This is a genomic window from Streptomyces sp. SYP-A7185 (assembly GCF_046103685.1).
In the GTDB taxonomy this organism is placed as follows: Bacteria; Actinomycetota; Actinomycetes; order Streptomycetales; family Streptomycetaceae; genus Streptomyces.
In genome coordinates this window covers 1,147,152-1,164,595 of the sequence record NZ_CP122310.1, presented here as the reverse complement: position 1 = coordinate 1,164,595, position 17,444 = coordinate 1,147,152, and the positions used below count along the sequence as shown (strand labels likewise).

Here is a 17,444-nt window from a genome sequence, read left to right as displayed (position 1 = left end):
CCTGAAGCCCCGAAAGCCTGAGGCTCCGCGACGACGACGCCCCGAGACGACGAAGCTCCGAGGAGAGAAGAGATGACCCGATCACCGGTCGAGGACGTGTGGCCGCTGTCGCCGCTTCAGGAAGGGCTGCTCTTCCACGCCGCCTTCGACGACCAGGGTCCGGACGTGTACACCGTGCAGTCCGCGCTCGACGTCGACGGGCCCGTGGACCCGGGCCGGTTGCGGGCCTCTTGGGAGGCGCTCCTGGCCCGGCACGCCGCCCTGCGCGCCTGCTTCCGGCAGGTGAGCGGTGCCCAGATGGTGCAGGTCGTCGCCCGCGAGGTGGCGCTGCCCTGGCGCACGGAGGACGTGTCGGGCCTCGGCGGATCCGAACGGGCCGCCGCGCTGGAACGCCTGGCGGAGAGCGAGCGGGCCGAGCCCTTCGATCTGGCGGTGCCGCCCCTGCTGCGCCTGCTCCTGGTCCGCACCGGCGAGTACCGGCACCGCCTGGTCGTCACCAGCCACCACATCCTGATGGACGGCTGGTCCGCCCCGATCCTCATCGGTGAACTCTCCGCGATCTACGCGGCGGGCGGCGACGCCTCGCGTCTGGGCCGCACGACCTCCTACGGCGCGTACCTGAACTGGCTCGCCCGCCAGGACAAGGAAGCCGCGCGGGACGCCTGGCAGGCGGAGCTCGCGGGCACGGACGAACCGACGCTGGTGGCGCCGGCCGTCCCCGACCGGCTCCCGGTCTTCCCCGAGAACGTGGGCGAGGACCTCCCCGAGGAGGTCACGCGGGGCGTGGGGGAGCTGGCGCGTAGCCAGGGCCTGACGGTGAACACGGTGGTGCAGGGCGCGTGGGCGCTGGTGCTCGCGCGGCTCGCCGGGCGCACGGACGTGGTGTTCGGCGCGACGGTGGCGGGCCGACCTCCCGAGCTGCCGGGCGTGGAGTCGATGGTGGGGCTGCTGATCAATACGCTGCCCGTGCGGGTACGGCTCTCTGGCGATCAGCCGGTCCTTGAGATGTTGCGCGACGTGCAGGAACGCCAGTCCGCGCTGATGGCCCATCAGCACCTGGGCCTGTCACGGATCCAGAAGGCCGCGGGCCCGGGAGCGGGCTTCGACACGCTCCTGGTGTTCGAGAGCTTCCCCCAGCCTCCCGCCGACTCCGCGACGCCGGACGGCGAGCGTCTCTCGCTGCGCCCGGCGGGATTCACCCGCGAGGCGGCGCACTACCCGCTGACGCTGGTCGTCGGCCCCGGCACCCGCATGCACGTGAAGCTGGAGTACCGGCCCGACCTGTTCGACCGGCCGGTCGCCGCCGCGGCGCTCGCCGCGCTGGTGCGGGTCCTTGAGCAGATGGCCGCCGATCCCACCGCGCTGGTGGGACGCCTGGGGGCGATGGCGGCCGCCGGACACGGAGCTGCCCTGCGGCCCGCGCGCGAGGTGGTGCCGGACCTGATCGCCGGACGCGTCCTTGCGGCGCCGGACGCGGTGGCCGTCCAGGGCGAACGGAACCTCTCGTACGGGGAGTTGTGGGCGGAGTCCGGCCGCTGGGCCCAGTATCTGGCGGGCAGGGGCGTGCGGCGCGGCGACCGCGTCGCGGTCCTGACGGAGCGGTCGCCCGACCTGGTGGCGCTGCTCCTGGGCATCTGGCGGGCGGGCGCGGCCTATGTGCCCGTCGACGTGGGCTGGCCTGCGGAGCGGGTGGCGTTCGTGCTGGAGGACGCCTCCACGGTACGGGTGGTGTGCACGGCCGCGAGCCGTCATCTCGTCCCGGAGCCTGCCGCGGCCCGTCTGGTGGTCCTGGACGACCCGGGGGTGCGCTCGGCCCTCGCGGCCTGCCGGGCCGACAAGCCCGTCGTCCCGCCGGCGGCGCGGGACGTGGCGTACGTGATGTACACCTCGGGCTCGACCGGCACCCCCAAGGGCGTGGCGGTGCCGCACGGCGCCGTGGCGTCGCTGGTGGGGGAGCGCGGCTGGGGGACCGGCCCGACGGACGCCGTCCTGATGCACGCCCCGCACGCCTTCGACGCCTCGCTCTACGAGATCTGGGTCCCGCTGGCCGCCGGAGCCCGTGTGGTGGTCGCCGAACCCGGCGTGGTGGACGCCCAGCAGGTGCGCGCGCACGTGAAGGGCGGGGTCACGGCGGTGCATCTGACCGCGGGGGCGTTCCGGGTGCTCGCCGATGAGTGGCCCGACTGCTTCGCGGGGCTGCGGGAGGTGCTGACCGGCGGCGACGTCGTTCCGGCCGCGTCGGTGGCCCGCGTGCGGGAGGCCTGCCCGGACCTCACGGTCCGCCACTTGTACGGGCCGACGGAGACGACGCTGTGTGCGACCTGGCACGTGCTGAAGCCGGGCGACGCCCTGGGCCCCGTACTGCCGATCGGGGAGCCGCTGCCCGGGCGCCGGGCACTCGTCCTGGACGCGTTCCTCCGGCCCCTGCCGCCGGGGGTGACCGGCGAGCTGTACGTGGCGGGGCCCGGGTTGGCGCAGGGCTACTGGTACGGGCGAGGCCTGACCGCCGAGCGGTTCGTGGCCTGCCCCTACCTGCCCGGCGAGCGGATGTACCGCACCGGCGACCTGGTGCGCTGGACCGAGGAGGGGCATCTGGTCTTCGTCGGGCGCGCGGACGCACAGGTCAAGATCCGCGGCTTCCGGGTGGAGCTGGGTGAGGTGGAGGCGGCCTTGTCCGCCCACCCCGACGTGGCGCAGGCCGTGGTCGTCGCCCGCGAGGACGGTCCAGGGGAGCGCCGCCTCGTCGGCTACGTCGTCCCCGAGGGGACGCGCACCATCGACCCTCAGCACATCCGCGCCCACGCCGCCGCGACCCTGCCCGACTACATGGTCCCGGCCGCCGTACTGGCCCTGGGCGCCCTGCCCGTGACCCGCAACGGCAAGGTCGACCGGACGGCACTGCCCGCCCCCGACTTCGCCGAGCGCGTCTCCGGGCGCAAGCCCCAGACCGCGGCCGAGGAGACGCTGTGCCGCTTGTTCGCCGAGGTGCTGGAGCTGGAGCGGGTCGGGCCCGACGACAGCTTCTTCGATCTGGGCGGCGACTCGGGTCTGGCGATGCGTCTCGCGGGACGGGTCCGTGAGGAGTTCGACGCCGAGCTCGGCATCCGGCAGTTCTTCGGCTCGCCGACCCCGGTGGGCGTCGCCCGGCTGCTCGCCACGAAGGCGCGGCCCGTGCTGCAACCGGCCGAGCGCCGCGAAGAAGTCCCGCTCACCGCCGGGCAGTTCCGCACCTGGCTGATGTCCCGGCTGGACGAGAGGGCGGGAACCGACCGCATCCCGGTGGCGCTGCGGCTCGACGGCGAGCTGGATTGGGACGCGCTGCGGGCGGCCCTCGGCGACGTCGCCGCGCGCCACGAGATCCTGCGCACCACCTTCGGGGGAACGCGCGGCGGCGCCATGGCGCAGCGGGTCCTGGACGCCGCCGCGGCCCGTCCGGCCCCGTCCGTGGTGCGGGCGGCCGAGGCGCAGCTGCCGGACCTGCTGGCCGACCGTGCCGGGCAGGCGTTCGACCTCGGCCAGGAGGCGCCGTGGACGCAGACGCTCTTCCGCCTGGCGGACGGTGACCACGTCCTGCTCTTGGTGGTGCACCGGATCGCCGCCGACGAGACCTCGCTCGACGTCCTGGTCCGCGATCTGGCCACCGCGTACGGCGCACGCCGCGAGGGCCGGGTGCCCGAACGGGCCCCGCTGCCCCTCCAGTTCGCCGACTACGCGCTCTGGGAGCGCCGGCTCCTCCAGGGCGAGAAGGAACCCGAGAGCCTGGTCAACGACCAACTTTCCTACTGGCAGGACGCGTTGGCCGGCATCGACGCCGAGATCGAGCTGCCCGCCGACCGGCGGCGACCCGCCGTCGCCTCGCACCGGGCGGGAGCCGTCCCGCTGCGGCTCGGTCCCGAGGCCCACGGCCGCCTCGCCGACCTGGCCGAGGACGACGGCACGACGACGTTCATGGTGGTGCAGGCCGCTCTGGTGCTGCTGCTGGCACGCCTGGGCGCGGGCACCGACGTCACCATCGGCACGCGGATCCCGCGCCGGGACGAGTCCGGACTCGAAACGCTGGTGGGCCCCTTCGCGGGGGCGCTCGCCCTGCGTACGGACGCGAGCGGCGACCCCACGTTCCGCGAGCTGCTCGACCGGGTCCTGAGGAGCAACCAGGAGGCGCGCGAGCACCGGGACGTGCCCTTCGAACGCCTCGTGGACGCCCTGGAACTGCCGCCCTCGCTCGCACGCCACCCGGTGTTCCAAGTGCTCCTGGAGGTCGACGACAGCGTCGACGAGCCGTGGGACCCCTGGGAGCTGCCCGGTCTGCGCACCACACGCCTGGAGCTCGGCACCGAACCCACCGAGTTCGACCTGGCCTTCAGCCTCACCGAGCGCTACGAACCCGACGGTGACCTCGGCGGTGTCGACGGCCGGCTCCGTTACGCCACCGAACTGTTCGAGGAATCGACCGCTAAGGCGCTCGCCCAGCGGTTCATCGGCGTCCTGGAGCAGGTGACGGCCGATCCGGAGCGGCGGCTGAGCACGGTCGACGTACTGCTGGACGCCGACGAGGCCCGCCGCCTGGTGGCGGGCGCCGACGCCGCCGAGGCGGCTCGTCCGGAGCGCACCGTGGTGGAGATGCTGGCCGAGCGGACGGCCCGCACTCCGCACGCGGTCGCCGTCACGGATCCGCGGGGCTCCCTGACGTACGAGGAACTGGACCACGCGGCAAAACGCCTCGCCCGGCGGCTGACCGAGCGGGGAGCGGGCCCGGAGCGCGTCGTCCTGGTGGCGCAGCCGACCGGCAATGCTCTGGTCGTCGCGTTGCTGGGCGTGCTGAAATCCGGCGCTGCCGTCACCTTCGCCGACGATCCCGCACGTCCGCCGCGGCACGCCGAACTGGCGGCAGGCGCGCTCCTGGTCTGCTCCGGGCCGTACGCCGCGTCGCTGCCCGCCGACACCACGCTTCCGGTCGTGGTGCTCGACGAGCCGGTGCCGGAGGGGACCGGCAACGGGACCGGCAAGGATGCGGAGCTGGGCGGATCCGCGGGGCGCGCCCTGCCGGGGCACCCCGCGCTGGTCCTCGCGGGCGCCGTCCTGGAGCACCGCACGCTCGCCTCCCACACGGCGTACCGCATGCAGGCCTCCACGGCGTTGGGCGCGACACCGCTGCTGGACACCAGGGCCCCGTTCGCGGCGCTCGTGACGCCACTGCTCGCGGCGCTCTGCGCGGGAGGGAGCGTGCGGCTCGGCCTGCCCGGCGAGTTCGGGGCCCGGGAGGCCGCGCCCTGGGCCGTGACCACCCCCGACCTGCTCGATCCGGTCACCGAAGCCTTGGTCATGGACGTGGCAGGTGATCCGCGCGCCGTCGACCAGGTGCGCCACCGGCGGGAGAGCGCCCCCTCGGCCCCGCTGACGTGCGGCTACGGGGTGCCCGAGACGGGCGGCGTCTGGCTGGAGGACCGCACGCCAGCCGAGCCGGGAGCCGAGCCGGCTGCCGGGCGGGAACGAGCCGAGCAGGCCGCCGGGTGGGAGCCGCGCACCGGCACGCCGGTCCTGGACACCCGCGCCCTGGTGCTCGACGAACAGCTGCGTCCGGTGCCGCCGGGCGTCACGGGCGACCTCTACCTGGCGGGCGGCACGCTGGCCCGCGGGTACGCGGACGCCGCGGGGCGCACGGGGGAGCGGTTCGTCGCGTGCCCCTTCGGCGCTTCGGGAGAGCGCATGTTCCGTACCGGCGAACGGGCGAAGAAGACGAACGCCGGCCGTGTCGCCGTACTGCCCGAGGACCGGGCGGGGAAGCGGGACACCGGCACCGGACGGCGGCTGGGCAGGAACCGCGGCGATCTGGGCGTCCTGCTGTCCCTGCGGCCGGAGGGCGACCGGCCCCCGCTGTTCTGCCTGCACACGGGCATGGGCCTGAGCTGGACCTACGCGACGCTCCTGTCGCACCTTCCGCGGGACCTGCCGGTGTACGGCCTCCAGGCGCGCGGGATCGCGCGCCCCGAGCAACTGCCGGGCAGCATCGCCGAGATGGCGGCCGACTACGCGGACGAGATCCGCGCGGTCCAACCCGAGGGCCCCTACCACCTCCTGGGCTGGTCGATTGGCGGCACCCTCGCGCAGGCCGTGGCCTCCCGCCTGGAGGAACTGGGCCAAGAAGTGGCGCTCCTGGCGCTGCTCGACGCCTATCCCGGCAGCGGCGCGGCCAAATCGCGGTTCCGCGGCGAGGAGGAGGGAGAGACCTCGGAGGGCTACGGCGTGCTGCGTCAGGGGCCGGGCGCCGACGTGGCGTCCCTCTACCGGTCGTCGGGCATGAGCGAGCAGGCCCTCTCCAACCTGGAGACGGTCGTGCGCAACATGTCGGGCTTCGCGCCGGACCACACGCCCCGCACCTCCCGCGGGAACCTGCTGCTCTTCGTGGCCGCCGCCGACCGGACCGAGGACCGGACCGTGGCGGACGCCGTCGCGAGCTGGCGCCCCTTCGTCGAGGGCGACATCGAGACGCACGAAGTGCCCGTCGGCCATTACGACATGCTCAAACCCGAAGCCCTTACGCGCATCACGCGCGTCGTCACACAGAAACTCAACACAGGAAAGCAATCGAAACCGCAGTAACCGACACGGCAGCAACCGAAAAAGCAGCGACCGAAAAGGACTGAACGATGACCAATCCGTTCGACAACGAAGACGGCACCTTCCTTGTTCTCGTCAACGACGAGGGACAGCACTCCTTGTGGCCCGCGTTCGCCGAGATCCCCGAAGGCTGGACCACCGCGCACGGAGAAGGCACCCGGCAGGAATGCCTGGCCTACATCGAGGAGAACTGGACGGACATGCGACCCAAGAGCCTCGTCGCGGAGATGAACAGGAACGAGACGGCGGTGTCGTAGGTGGACACCGAAGCGCTGGTGACCGTGGCCATCGGCGACGTGGCGGTCATCGTCATCGTCTCGCGTCTCCTGGGGGCGCTGGCCCGCCGCTGCGGCCAGCCTGCGGTCATCGGCCAGATCGTCGCCGGTATCGCCCTGGGGCCGACGCTCCTGGGCCGGCTGCCGGGCGATCCGACCGCGCGGCTCTTCCCGCCGGACGTGCTGCCGTTTCTGACGGTGCTCTCCCAGATCGCCATCGTGATCTTCATGTTCGTCGTCGGGTACGAGATGGACTGGCGCCAGCTGCGCCAGGGAGGCAGGGCGGCGGCCACGGTGGCGCTGTGCGCGTTCCTGGTGCCCGCCGGTCTGGGCGTGGGTGCGGCCGGGCTGTTCCACGGGGCGTTCGACGCCGTCCAGCCGGGCCGGGCGGACGGCAGGGCGTTCTGGCTGTTCATGGCCGTGGCGGTGTCCGTCACCGCGCTGCCCGTGCTCGCGGCCATCGTCCGGGAAAGGGGCCTGGCGGGCACGCCCGAGGGCACGGTGGCGACCACGGCGGCCGGGCTCATGGACGTCGTGGCCTGGCTGGTCCTCGCCGCCGCGCTGGCCGGCACCGGACACGCCACCGGCCGGCCGTGGCAGCTGGCGCTGCTCCTGATCTGCCTGTTCGCCGCGGCCTTGTTCCTGCTGGTGCGCCCGGTGCTCGGCTGGTGGCTCCGGCGCTCCCGGGCGGTGATGTCCCACCAGCTCACGATCGCGCTCGGCCTCGCGCTCGGCAGCGCCTGGGTGACCGCGGAGCTCGGTCTGCACCCCGTGTTCGGCGGACTCCTGGCCGGGCTCGCCATGCCCCGCAGGGACGGCGTACCGGACGCGGACGTGCTGCGGCCCATGGAGCAGACCTCCGACCTGCTGCTCCCGCTGTTCTTCGTGACGACGGGGCTGTCCTTCAACATCGGCTCGCTGGACGGCGCGGGCGGCCTCCTGCTGCTGCTGATCCTCGCCGTGGCCGTCCTCGGCAAGCTCGGACCGGCGTACGCGGCCTCGCGGATCAGCGGCATGGACACCTGCCGTGCGGCGACCGTCGCCGCACTGGTGAACACCCGCGGCCTCACCGAACTGATCGTCCTGAACGTCGCGTTGAACGCGGGCATCATCGGACCGCCGCTTTTCACGGTCCTCGTCCTCATGGCCCTGGTGACCACTTTCATGACGGGGCCTCTGCTGTCCCTGATAAAGCGCGGGCACAAACAGGAAATCGCGCGCTCCCCGGAAAAGAAGACCGTTCCCGTACCGGCGGATGGACAGCCTTGACGGCCGAGCGGCGCGATTTCAGACTCAATTGAGCACCGGAAATCCGGAGCACCGAAAGGGGGAGGTGGGATGACCTTGCCGCATTCCGAGGAATTCGACGTGGTGGTGGTCGGCGGAGGGCCCGCCGGATCGACGCTGGCCGCCCTGGTGGCCATGCAGGGGCGGCGGGTCCTCGTCCTGGAGAAGGAGGTCTTCCCGCGCCATCAGATCGGTGAGTCGCTGCTGCCGTCCACCGTGCACGGCGTGTGCAGGCTGACCGGTGTCGCGGACGAACTGGCCAAGGCGGGCTTCCCGCGCAAGCGCGGCGGCACCTTCCGCTGGGGGGCCAACCCGGACCCCTGGACCTTCTCCTTCTCGGTCTCCCCGCGCATGAGCGGGCCGACGTCCTTCGCCTATCAGGTGGAGCGGTCGAAGTTCGACGACATCCTGCTCAAACACGCCCGCAAGCTGGGCGCCGAGGTGCGCGAAGGCTGCGCGGTCCTGGACGTCGTCGCCGACGACGAGCGGGTCAGGGGCGTCACGTACACCGACGCCGACGGCAGCGAACGCCGGGCGCTCGCCACGTTCGTCGTGGACGCCTCCGGCAACAAGAGCCGCATATACCAGCGGGTGGGCGGCACCCGCGAGTACTCGGAGTTCTTCCGCAGCCTCGCCCTGTTCGGCTACTTCGAAGGCGGCAAGCGCCTCCCGGAGCCCAACTCCGGCAACATCCTGTCGGTCGCGTTCCCGAGCGGCTGGTTCTGGTACATCCCCCTGAGCGACACCCTGACGAGCGTCGGCGCCGTGGTGCGGCGCGAGATGGCGGAGAAGATCCAGGGGGACCAGGAGAAGGCGCTTTTGGCGCTCGTGGACGAGTGCCCGCTCATCGGCGAATACCTCGCGGACGCCCGACGGGTGACCACTGGTCCGTACGGCCGGCTGCGCGTCCGCAAGGACTACTCGTACCACCAGACGACGTTCTCGCGCCCCGGCCTGGTCCTCGTCGGGGACGCGGCCTGCTTCGTCGACCCGGTGTTCTCCTCGGGCGTCCATCTGGCGACGTACAGCGCGCTGCTCGCGGCCCGCTCCATCAACAGCGTCCTGTCCGAACGCGTCGACGAGGACCGGGCGATGAAGGAGTTCGAGGCGCGCTACCGCCGCGAGTACGGCGTGTTCTACGAATTCCTCCTCTCCTTCTACGACATGCACCACGACGAGGACTCGTATTTCTGGCAGGCCAAGAAGGTCACCCATGCCGAGCGGCCCGAACTCCAGTCGTTCGTCGAGCTCATCGGCGGCGTCTCCTCCGGCGAGCGCGTCCTGACCGACGCCGAGATCCTCGCCAAGCGCTTCTCCTCCGGCTCCCAGGAGTTCGCCGCCGCGGTCGACGAACTCGCCGGCAGCCCGGACGGGAGCATGGTGCCGCTGTTCAAGTCCTCGGTGGTGCGCGAGGTCATGCAGGAAGGCGGCCAGGTCCAGATGCGCGCCCTCCTCGGGGAGGACGCCGAAGCGGAGGCCCCGCTGTTCGGCGGCGGTCTGGTGCCGTCACCCGACGGCATGTTCTGGCAGTTGCCCGCGACCACCCGGAGCGGACCCGCACAGGACGCGCACCCCGCCTGAAGGCCATCTGAAGACCACCTGAAGAACACTCGAAGAAGGAGGTCCGCGCATGGCGCGGCCGTCAGACCTCTCCATGCACAACCGCAGGGACCGGCTCGACCCGCTGCCCGAGTTGAGCGAACTCAGCGCGCGGGAACCGCTCTCCGAGATCGAACTCGTCGACGGTCCTGACGTGTCGACGGGCTGGCTCGTCACCGGCCACGACGAGGTGCGCGCGGTCCTGGGCGACGCGGAGCGGTTCAGCACGGCCCCGCCCGCGGGCGGCAGCAGGCCGGTCCAGGCGGGCAACCTCATCCAGTACGACCCGCCCGACCACTCGCGGCTGCGGCTGCTGCTCACGCCGGAGTTCACGGTCCGCCGGATGCGCGCCCTGGAACCCGCCGTCGAGTCCGTCGTGGCGGACTGCCTGGACTCCCTGGAGAAGGCCGGGCGGCCCGCCGACTTCATGCGGCACGTCGCCTGGCCCGTCCCGGGTCTCGTCATGTGCGAGCTGTTCGGCGTGCCGCGCGACGACCGCGCGGAGCTGGCGCGGCTGCTCAAGGTCAGCCGCCCCGCCTTCCGCGGCCGGCGGCTTCAGATGACCGCGGGCGCCGCCTATCTCGCGTACGTCGACCAGCTCGTGGCCCGGAACCGGCGCGCGCCCGGCGACGACCTCCTGGGCAGGCTGGTGCGCGCGCACGGCGACGACATCGACGACGACGAACTCGTGGGCCTCACGGCGTTCGTCATGGGATCGGGCGTCGAGAACATGGCCAGCATGTTCGGCCTCGGCGTCCTGGCGCTGCTCGAACACCCCGATCAGCTGGCCCTGCTGCGGACGTGCCCGCACCTGATCGACCAGGCGGTGGAGGAGTTCATCCGCTATCTGTCGATCATCCCGACCGCGTCGCCCCGGACCGCCCGCGAGGACGTCCCCCTGGCGGGCAAGGTCATCAAGGCCGGTGACCAGGTGGCCTGTTCGCTGTTCGCGGCCAACCGCGTCCGGCCCCCCGGCGCGCCACCGGACGTCCTCGACATCACCCGTGAGGCCACCGCCCACGTGGGGCTCGGCCACGGCATCCACTACTGCATCGGGGCCTCCCTGGTGCGGATGGAACTCAAGAGCGCCTATCTGGCGGTCCTGAACCGCTTTCCCGGGCTGCGCTCCGCCGTGCCGCCCCAGGAGATCCGCTTCCGGACGCAGGCGCCGTACGGCGTGGAGACACTGCCGGTCACTTGGTAGGAGAGTCATGACACCGACGACCGGGACGACAGAGACGAGCGGAACCACTGAGACGGCCGGGGCAGCGGGGGCGGCCGGGCCCGGCCTCGTCCACACCCGCCGCGCGCGCTTCGGCCCGGCCGCGGAGCTGCGCCGGCTGTCCGAGGGGCGCCCCGTCACCCGGATCGACGTGGGCCCCGGGACCGACGGCATGCCCGTCTGGCTGGTCACGGGCCACGCCGAGGTGCGCCAAGTCCTCGGCGACCACCGGCGGTTCTCCACCCGGCGCCGCTTCGGGCCGCGTGCGGCGGGCTCGTCGGCACCATCGGCGGGGAAGGGCGAAGGGCCGCGGCCCGACGAGCTGATCGGGCAGCTCATGGACTACGACCCGCCCGAGCACACCCGCCTCCGGGGCATCCTCACGCCCGAGTTCACCCTGCGCCGGATGCGCAGGATCGAGCCGGGCATCACCGGCATCGTCACCGAGCACCTCGACGCCATGGAGCGCACGGGCCCGCCCGCCGATCTGATCACGGCGTTCGCCTCGCCCGTCCCCGGCGCGGCCCTGTGCGAGCTGATCGGGATCCCCCGCGACGACCGCGGCGACTTCCTGCGCCGCTGCCACGCCTTCCTCGCCCCCGGCCGGGGACGGCAGCGGCGGGCGGCGGCCGGGGAATCGCTCTCGCGGTACGTCGCCGCGATGGTGGCCCGGCAGCGCACGGACCCCGACGACGGCTTCGTCGGCATGCTGGTCCGCGACCACGGCGACGCCGTCACGGACAAGGAACTGCGCGGCGTGTGCGTCCTGTTGGTGCTCGCGGGCCTCGACAACGTCTCCGGCATGCTCGGCCTCGGCACCCTGCTGCTGCTCGGCCACCCCGACCAGCTCGCCGCCGTGCGCGACGATCCCGGAGCGGTGGACGGCGCCGTCGAGGAGCTGCTGCGCCACCTGTCGGTGCCGCACGCCCCGACGCCCCGGACCGCCCTGGCGGACGTCACCGTCGGAGGGCAGCTCATCAGGGCGGGGGAGCACGTCCTGTGCTCGCTGCCGATGGCCAACCGCGACCCCGCGCTGCTCGCCGATCCCGACCGCTTCGACATCACGCGGGAGCCGGGCGCCCATCTCGCCTTCGGCCACGGCATCCACCACTGCCTGGGCGCGGCCCTGGCCCGGATGGAGCTGCGGATCGCCTACCCGGCGCTGCTGCGGCGCTTCCCCGGCCTGCGCCTGGCCGTGCCCGACGACGAGGTGCCGTTCCGTGTGCACGCGCTCGCCCACGGGGTGAAGCGGCTGCCGGTCACGTGGTGAACGACCCCCGGGCGGAGAGCCGCCCGGTCTCGGTGAACGCGGAGGAGAAGCAGATGGACGTACGGGTCGACCGGGACCGATGCGCGGGTTCAGGGCTGTGCCTGGCCCAGGTCCCCGCGGTCTTCGACCAGTCGGACGAGGACGGCAAGGTCCTGCTCACCACGCCCACGCCGGGCCCGCGGCTGACCGCCGCCGTACGCCTGGCGGCCGCCCGCTGCCCGTCCGGCGCGATCACCTTGCACGAGCACGAGCACGAGCAGGACCACGACCACGACACGGCCGGTCGCTGACGAAGAACGCCGTGAAACAGCGCAGAGGAAGTGCGCCGACGAAAGACGCTGACCCACGACGGATGGCCGCGGGGAAACGGCGGGTAGCGGCGCGCCCCACCGCTCACGCGCGGCGTGGCTCCCGTGCCGGCCGCACCGTCCGCAGTTCCCTCGCAGCCCCGACCCCGGCGCACCCCGCAAGGCCCAGCGCGTCACGGAGCTCGGCGGCCAGCAGATCGAGGACCTGCCGTACGCCGGACTCCCCGCCCGCGGCGAGCCCCCACACCGGCGGCCTTCCCACCAGGACCCCGTCCGCCCCCGACGCCAGCGCCTTGAGCACGTCCGTGCCGCTGCGGATGCCGCCGTCCACCCAGACCTCGCAGGCGCCGCCCACGGCCTCGGCCACCTCGGGCAGGGCCTCGATGCCGGGCAGCGCGCCGTCGAGCTGGCGGCCCCCGTGGTTCGACACCACCACGGCGTCCACTCCCAGGCCGGCCGCCCGCACCGCGTCCTCCGGGGCCAGGACGCCCTTCACCACCAGCGGCAGACGGGTGGCCGCCCGCAGTTCCTCCACGCAGGACCACGTCACCGCGGGCGAGAACGCCTGCGCGGTGTGGGCGGCCACCGCGGAGCCCCCGCTCGCCGGGGAGCGGTGCGCCGTCGAGGCCGCACCGCCGTCGAGATGCACCGCCCGTACATGACCGGGCAGCGCGAAGCCGTTGCGCACGTCCCGCAGCCGGCGGCCCATCCAGGGCACGTCCACGGTGAGCATCAGCGCCTCGCAGCCCGCGTCCTCCGCCCGGCGCGCCAGATCCAGGGAGCGCCGCCGCTCGCGCAGCCAGTACAGCTGGAACCACACCGAGCCGCCCACCGCCGTGACCTCCTCGACGGGCACACTGCTCAGCGTGGCCACCGTGAACGGCACCCCCGCCGTCTTGGCCGCCCGCGCGGTGGCCAACTCGCCCTCGGGGTGCGCCAGCCGGTGGTACGCGACCGGCGCGACCGCCACCGGCATGCGCACCGGACGGTTCAGGAGCGTCGCGTCCGTCGTGCATGCCGAGACGTCCCTGAGCACCCGGGAGGCGACGAAGATGCGGTCGAACGCCTCCCGGTTCGCGTCCAGGGACCGCTCACGGCCGCTGCCACCCGCGATGAAGTCCCACACCTCGGGTGACAGGGTCGCGGCCGCGGCGCGCTCGACGTCGCTCAGGTCGTGCGCGCCCGCCGGATCACCGGGCCACACGCTGCCCGGTCCGTTCCAGCTCCACGGCCTCGTACAGCGCCTTGATGTTGGAACTGCCGAACGTCTGGGCGCCCTGGCGCTCGATGACCTCGAAGAAGATCGTGCCCCGCGGGTGCGTCGACGCGGTGAAGATCTGGAAGAGCTGCCCGTCGTGGTCCTCGTCGACCAGGAGGTTCGTGGCGCGCAGTTCGTTCAGGGTGTGGGACTTGAGCCCGATCCGTTCGGAGAGCAGGTCGTAGTACGTCGACGGGGTCCGGAGGAAGGCGACACCGCGCGCGGACAGCGCGCGCACCGAGCGGACGGCGTCCTTGCTGGAGAAGGCCAGGTGCTGCACGCCGGCGCCGTGGTGGCTCTTGAGGAATTCGTCGATCTGCCCGGGCTGCGCCAGCGGGTCGGGCTCGATGAGCGTCAGTGTCACCGCGCCGGTGCCGGCGCTCTGCACGACCTTGGAGTCCATCGCCTGCGCGCCGACGACGATGTGCTCCTGGAAGACCTCACGGAATCCGAGGGCCTGCTGGTAGAAGCGGGCCGTCGCTCCGAGGTCTCCCGCGTTCAGGCACACGGCGATGTGGTCGATGTCGAGGAGTCCCACCTCGCTGGTGCGCGCCTGGCGCGAGCCGAGCGCGGGGACGAAGCCGGGCGGGAGGCCGGGGCCTTCCCCCGGGGCCCGTTCGACCAGTGTGTGCACGACGTCGCCGAAGCCGGCGACGGCCGCCGTGACCGCCGGGCCCTCGCCCGCGTGCCGTGTCGGCTGCCGCACAGGACGCGCGCCGCCGGCCACCGCGGTGGCGAAAGCCGCCGAGACGTCGGCGGTGCGCAGGGCGATGTCGGCCACGCCGTCGCCGTGCGTGGTCACGTATGTGGTGGCGGGGTGCCGTCCGGCGGTCGCCTCGGTGAGCACCAGGGTCATCCGCCCCTGGCGCAGGGCGATGCTGCGGTGCTCGGCGGATCCGCCGGTGCCGACGACCGTGAAGGCGTACTGGTCGGCCCAGGCGAATACGGCGGCCTCCAGGCCGTCGACGTACATCTCGACATAGTCGATCGCGAGGTCGTCAAAGGGAGCCGTTGCGGGTAAATCCGTCATCGGAGTCCTCGTGGGAAGGAGAATGTGGATTCTTCGCTCTCGCACCGCGTCTCGGAATATCCGGACAGGAATAGGGGCGAGGCTGAATTCGCTTTGCGGCACCTATGCTACGACCGCCGCCTTTGTGTCCGCACCTGTCAAGGCATTGCCGTCGATCTGTTGTCAGGAGACGCTGAAGTGATGGAAATCCTGCACCCCGAAATCGCCGTCGCGGAGTTGAACGCGGCCACGCTCCACGCGTCGCTCTCCGACGTGTCGATGGAGTCCATGAACCTCCTCAACCAGATCGCCGACACCTATCCGGACGCGATCTCGTTCGCGGCGGGCCGCCCCTACGAGGGCTTCTACGACGTGGACCAGATCCACGCGTACCTCCGCGTCTTCTGCGACCACCTGCGCACCCGGCTCGGGCTGAGCGAAACGGCCGCCGCACGCACGCTGTTCCAGTACGGCGCCACGAAGGGGATCATCGGCGACCTGGTGGCACGCAGCCTCGCGGTGGACGAGGGCATCGACGCCGCCCCCTCGTCCGTGGTCGTCACGGTCGGCTGCCAGGAGGCGATGTTCCTGCTCCTTCGCGCCCTGCGCGCCGACGACCGTGACGCCGTGCTCGCGCCGAGCCCGACCTATGTCGGCCTGACGGGGGCCGCGTTGCTCGCCGACATGCCGGTTCTGCCGGTGCGCACCGGGGAGCACGGCATCGACCTCGACGACCTGCTGGTCCAGCTGCGCCGGGCCCGCGCCGGGGGAAAGCGGGTGCGGGCCTGTTACGTGACGCCGGACTTCGCCAATCCGGTGGGTGTCAGCCTGCCGCTCGAGGACCGGCGGCGGCTGCTGGACATCGCCGCCGCCGAGGACCTGCTGCTCCTGGAGGACAACGCGTACGGCATCCTGGGCGGCGGCACCGAACGGCTGCCCACGCTGAAGGCCCTGGACCGCCACCGGCGCGTCGTCTATCTGGGCTCGTTCGCCAAGACCGTGATGCCGGGCGCCCGCGTCGGGTACGTGGTCGCCGACCAGCGGGTGACCGGCCGCGGCGGCGGCGCGGTGCAGCTGGCCGACGAGCTGTCGAAGCTCAAGAGCATGCTCACCGTGAACACCTCGCCGATCGCCCAGGCCGTGATCGGCGGCAAACTCCTCGCCCACGAGTGCAGTCTGGTCGCCGCCAACCAGCAGGAGACCGAGGTCTACCGCCGCAACCTGAACCAGGTCGTCGACGGCCTCGGCCGGCGCCTCGGCAGCCGTCCCGAGGTCACCTGGAACCGGCCCACCGGCGGGTTCTTCATCGTCGTCACCGTGCCGTTCACCGTCGACGACGCGCTCCTGGAACACGCCGCGCGCCACCACGGCGTGCTGTTCACGCCCATGCACCACTTCTACGGCTCCACGGCCGGGTTCCACCAACTGCGCCTGTCCATCAGCACGTTGACGCCCGACCGCATCGAGAAAGGCCTCGACGCGCTCGCCGCGATGATCGGCGAACAGCTGGACGGGGCCGCTCTGGACGGGCCCGGTGAGGACGGGCCGGGTCTGGACGGGGACGGTGAGGTCGCGTGACGATCCGCACCCTGACCGTCGTCGGCACCGGCCTGATCGGCACCTCGGTGGCCCTCGCGGCCCGGCTGCGCGGTGTGACCGTCTACCTCGCCGACCGCGACGCGTCCGCCGTCCACGCCGCCGCGGTGCTGGGCGCCGGCCGCCCCGAGCCGCCGCCGGCCCCCGTGGACCTGGCCGTCCTCGCGGTGCCGCCCAGCCAGATCGCCCCGGTCCTGGCCGAACTCCAGTCACGCGGGCAGGCGTCGAGCTACACCGACGTGGCCAGCGTGAAGGCGCTCGCCGAGCGGGAGATCCTGGACACCGCACCCGACCCCTCCCGCTACATCGGCGGCCACCCGCTGGCGGGCCGCGAGCGGTCGGGTCCGCTGGCCGCCCGCGCGGAACTGTTCCGGGACCGGCCCTGGGTGCTCACCCCGACGCGCCTCACCTCCCGGGCCGCCTTCGGCCGCGCCCTGGAACTGATCGCGCTGTGCGGCGCGGTGCCGCGCGTGATGCGGGCCCGCGCCCACGACGACGCGGTGGCACTGACCTCCCACGCCCCTCATCTGGTGGCCAGCCTGATGGCGGCGCGCCTGGGGGAGGGACCACCGGAGGCCGCCCAGCTGGCGGGGCAGGGCCTGCGCGACACCACGCGGATCGCCCGCGGTGACGCGCGGCTGTGGAGCGACATCGTCGAGTCGAACGCCGCCGCGGTGGCCGACATCCTCACCCGGCTCCAGGAAGACCTCTCCAGCGTCGTCGCCGCCCTGTACGACCTCGCCGACCGCGACCGGGGGCGGGAGCTGTCCGGCAAGAGCAGGCACACCCTGGTGGACCTCCTCGACCGCGGTGTCGCCGGGGCGGGGGGACTGGACGGGACGGCCGCCCCTGGACGGCCCACCCCTTGCCCGCCCCGGTGAAGTCGCCGTATCCGCAGGTGAGATGGGGTGCCGGCCGCGCCGACGGCCGGGGACCGGGCGAGCCTGTACGGGCGGCGCCGGTTGTATCCGCCGTGTGACCGGTCCCCGCGTAGAACTTGGC

The 17,444-nt window shown here is 72.9% G+C and carries 11 protein-coding genes; 9 read left to right on the top strand and 2 right to left on the bottom strand.

The window, feature by feature from the left end:
• Nucleotides 1-72 precede the first annotated feature (72 nt).
• The 7 genes from QBL25_RS05000 to QBL25_RS04970 all read left to right on the top strand — a co-directional run bounded on the left by QBL25_RS05000 (nucleotide 73) and on the right by QBL25_RS04970 (nucleotide 12,561).
• Nucleotides 73-6,600 (top strand): amino acid adenylation domain-containing protein, encoded by a 6,528-nt coding sequence (locus QBL25_RS05000; protein ID WP_409055753.1) that lies wholly within the window; start codon nucleotides 73-75, stop codon nucleotides 6,598-6,600.
• Between the two features lie 47 nt (nucleotides 6,601-6,647).
• The gene (locus QBL25_RS04995; RefSeq protein WP_409055752.1) at nucleotides 6,648-6,875 is read left to right on the top strand and encodes an MbtH family protein; all 228 of its coding nucleotides are present in this window, start codon (nucleotides 6,648-6,650) and stop codon (nucleotides 6,873-6,875) included.
• Nucleotides 6,876-8,162, top strand: a complete 1,287-nt coding sequence (locus tag QBL25_RS04990) for a cation:proton antiporter (RefSeq protein ID WP_409055751.1) — start codon at nucleotides 6,876-6,878, stop codon at nucleotides 8,160-8,162.
• A gap of 69 nt (nucleotides 8,163-8,231) precedes the next feature.
• Complete coding sequence (locus QBL25_RS04985) at nucleotides 8,232-9,761, top strand: tryptophan 7-halogenase (RefSeq protein WP_409055750.1); 1,530 nt, start codon at nucleotides 8,232-8,234, stop codon at nucleotides 9,759-9,761.
• Between the two features lie 49 nt (nucleotides 9,762-9,810).
• On the top strand, nucleotides 9,811-10,983 hold the full coding sequence (locus QBL25_RS04980) for a cytochrome P450 (RefSeq protein ID WP_409055749.1): 1,173 nt from the start codon (nucleotides 9,811-9,813) through the stop codon (nucleotides 10,981-10,983).
• Nucleotides 10,984-10,990: 7 nt separating this feature from the next.
• Nucleotides 10,991-12,271, top strand: a complete 1,281-nt coding sequence (locus QBL25_RS04975) for a cytochrome P450 (protein WP_409055748.1) — start codon at nucleotides 10,991-10,993, stop codon at nucleotides 12,269-12,271.
• Nucleotides 12,268-12,561 (top strand): ferredoxin, encoded by a 294-nt coding sequence (locus tag QBL25_RS04970; protein WP_409055747.1) that lies wholly within the window; start codon nucleotides 12,268-12,270, stop codon nucleotides 12,559-12,561. The genes QBL25_RS04975 and QBL25_RS04970 overlap by 4 nt, the downstream gene beginning before the upstream one ends.
• A 103-nt stretch (nucleotides 12,562-12,664) precedes the next feature.
• Here the strand turns inward: QBL25_RS04970 and QBL25_RS04965 are convergent, their stop codons facing one another.
• Both QBL25_RS04965 and hppD read right to left on the bottom strand, forming a co-directional pair.
• Nucleotides 12,665-13,783: an alpha-hydroxy acid oxidase gene (locus QBL25_RS04965; protein ID WP_409055746.1), complete on the bottom strand. Its 1,119-nt coding sequence runs from the start codon at nucleotides 13,781-13,783 to the stop codon at nucleotides 12,665-12,667.
• Nucleotides 13,770-14,867 carry a 4-hydroxyphenylpyruvate dioxygenase gene (gene hppD, locus QBL25_RS04960; RefSeq protein WP_409055745.1) on the bottom strand — a complete coding sequence of 366 codons (1,098 nt, stop codon included), beginning with the start codon at nucleotides 14,865-14,867 and terminating at the stop codon, nucleotides 13,770-13,772. The genes QBL25_RS04965 and hppD overlap by 14 nt, the downstream gene beginning before the upstream one ends.
• A gap of 180 nt (nucleotides 14,868-15,047) precedes the next feature.
• On the opposite strand from hppD, the gene QBL25_RS04955 reads away from it, so the two are divergent.
• Nucleotides 15,048-16,424 (top strand): PLP-dependent aminotransferase family protein, encoded by a 1,377-nt coding sequence (locus QBL25_RS04955; RefSeq protein ID WP_409055744.1) that lies wholly within the window; start codon nucleotides 15,048-15,050, stop codon nucleotides 16,422-16,424.
• The gene (locus QBL25_RS04950) at nucleotides 16,421-17,323 is read left to right on the top strand and encodes a prephenate dehydrogenase (RefSeq protein ID WP_409055743.1); all 903 of its coding nucleotides are present in this window, start codon (nucleotides 16,421-16,423) and stop codon (nucleotides 17,321-17,323) included. Before QBL25_RS04955 ends, QBL25_RS04950 begins: the two co-directional genes overlap by 4 nt.
• The last annotated feature ends 121 nt before the right edge of the window (nucleotides 17,324-17,444 follow it).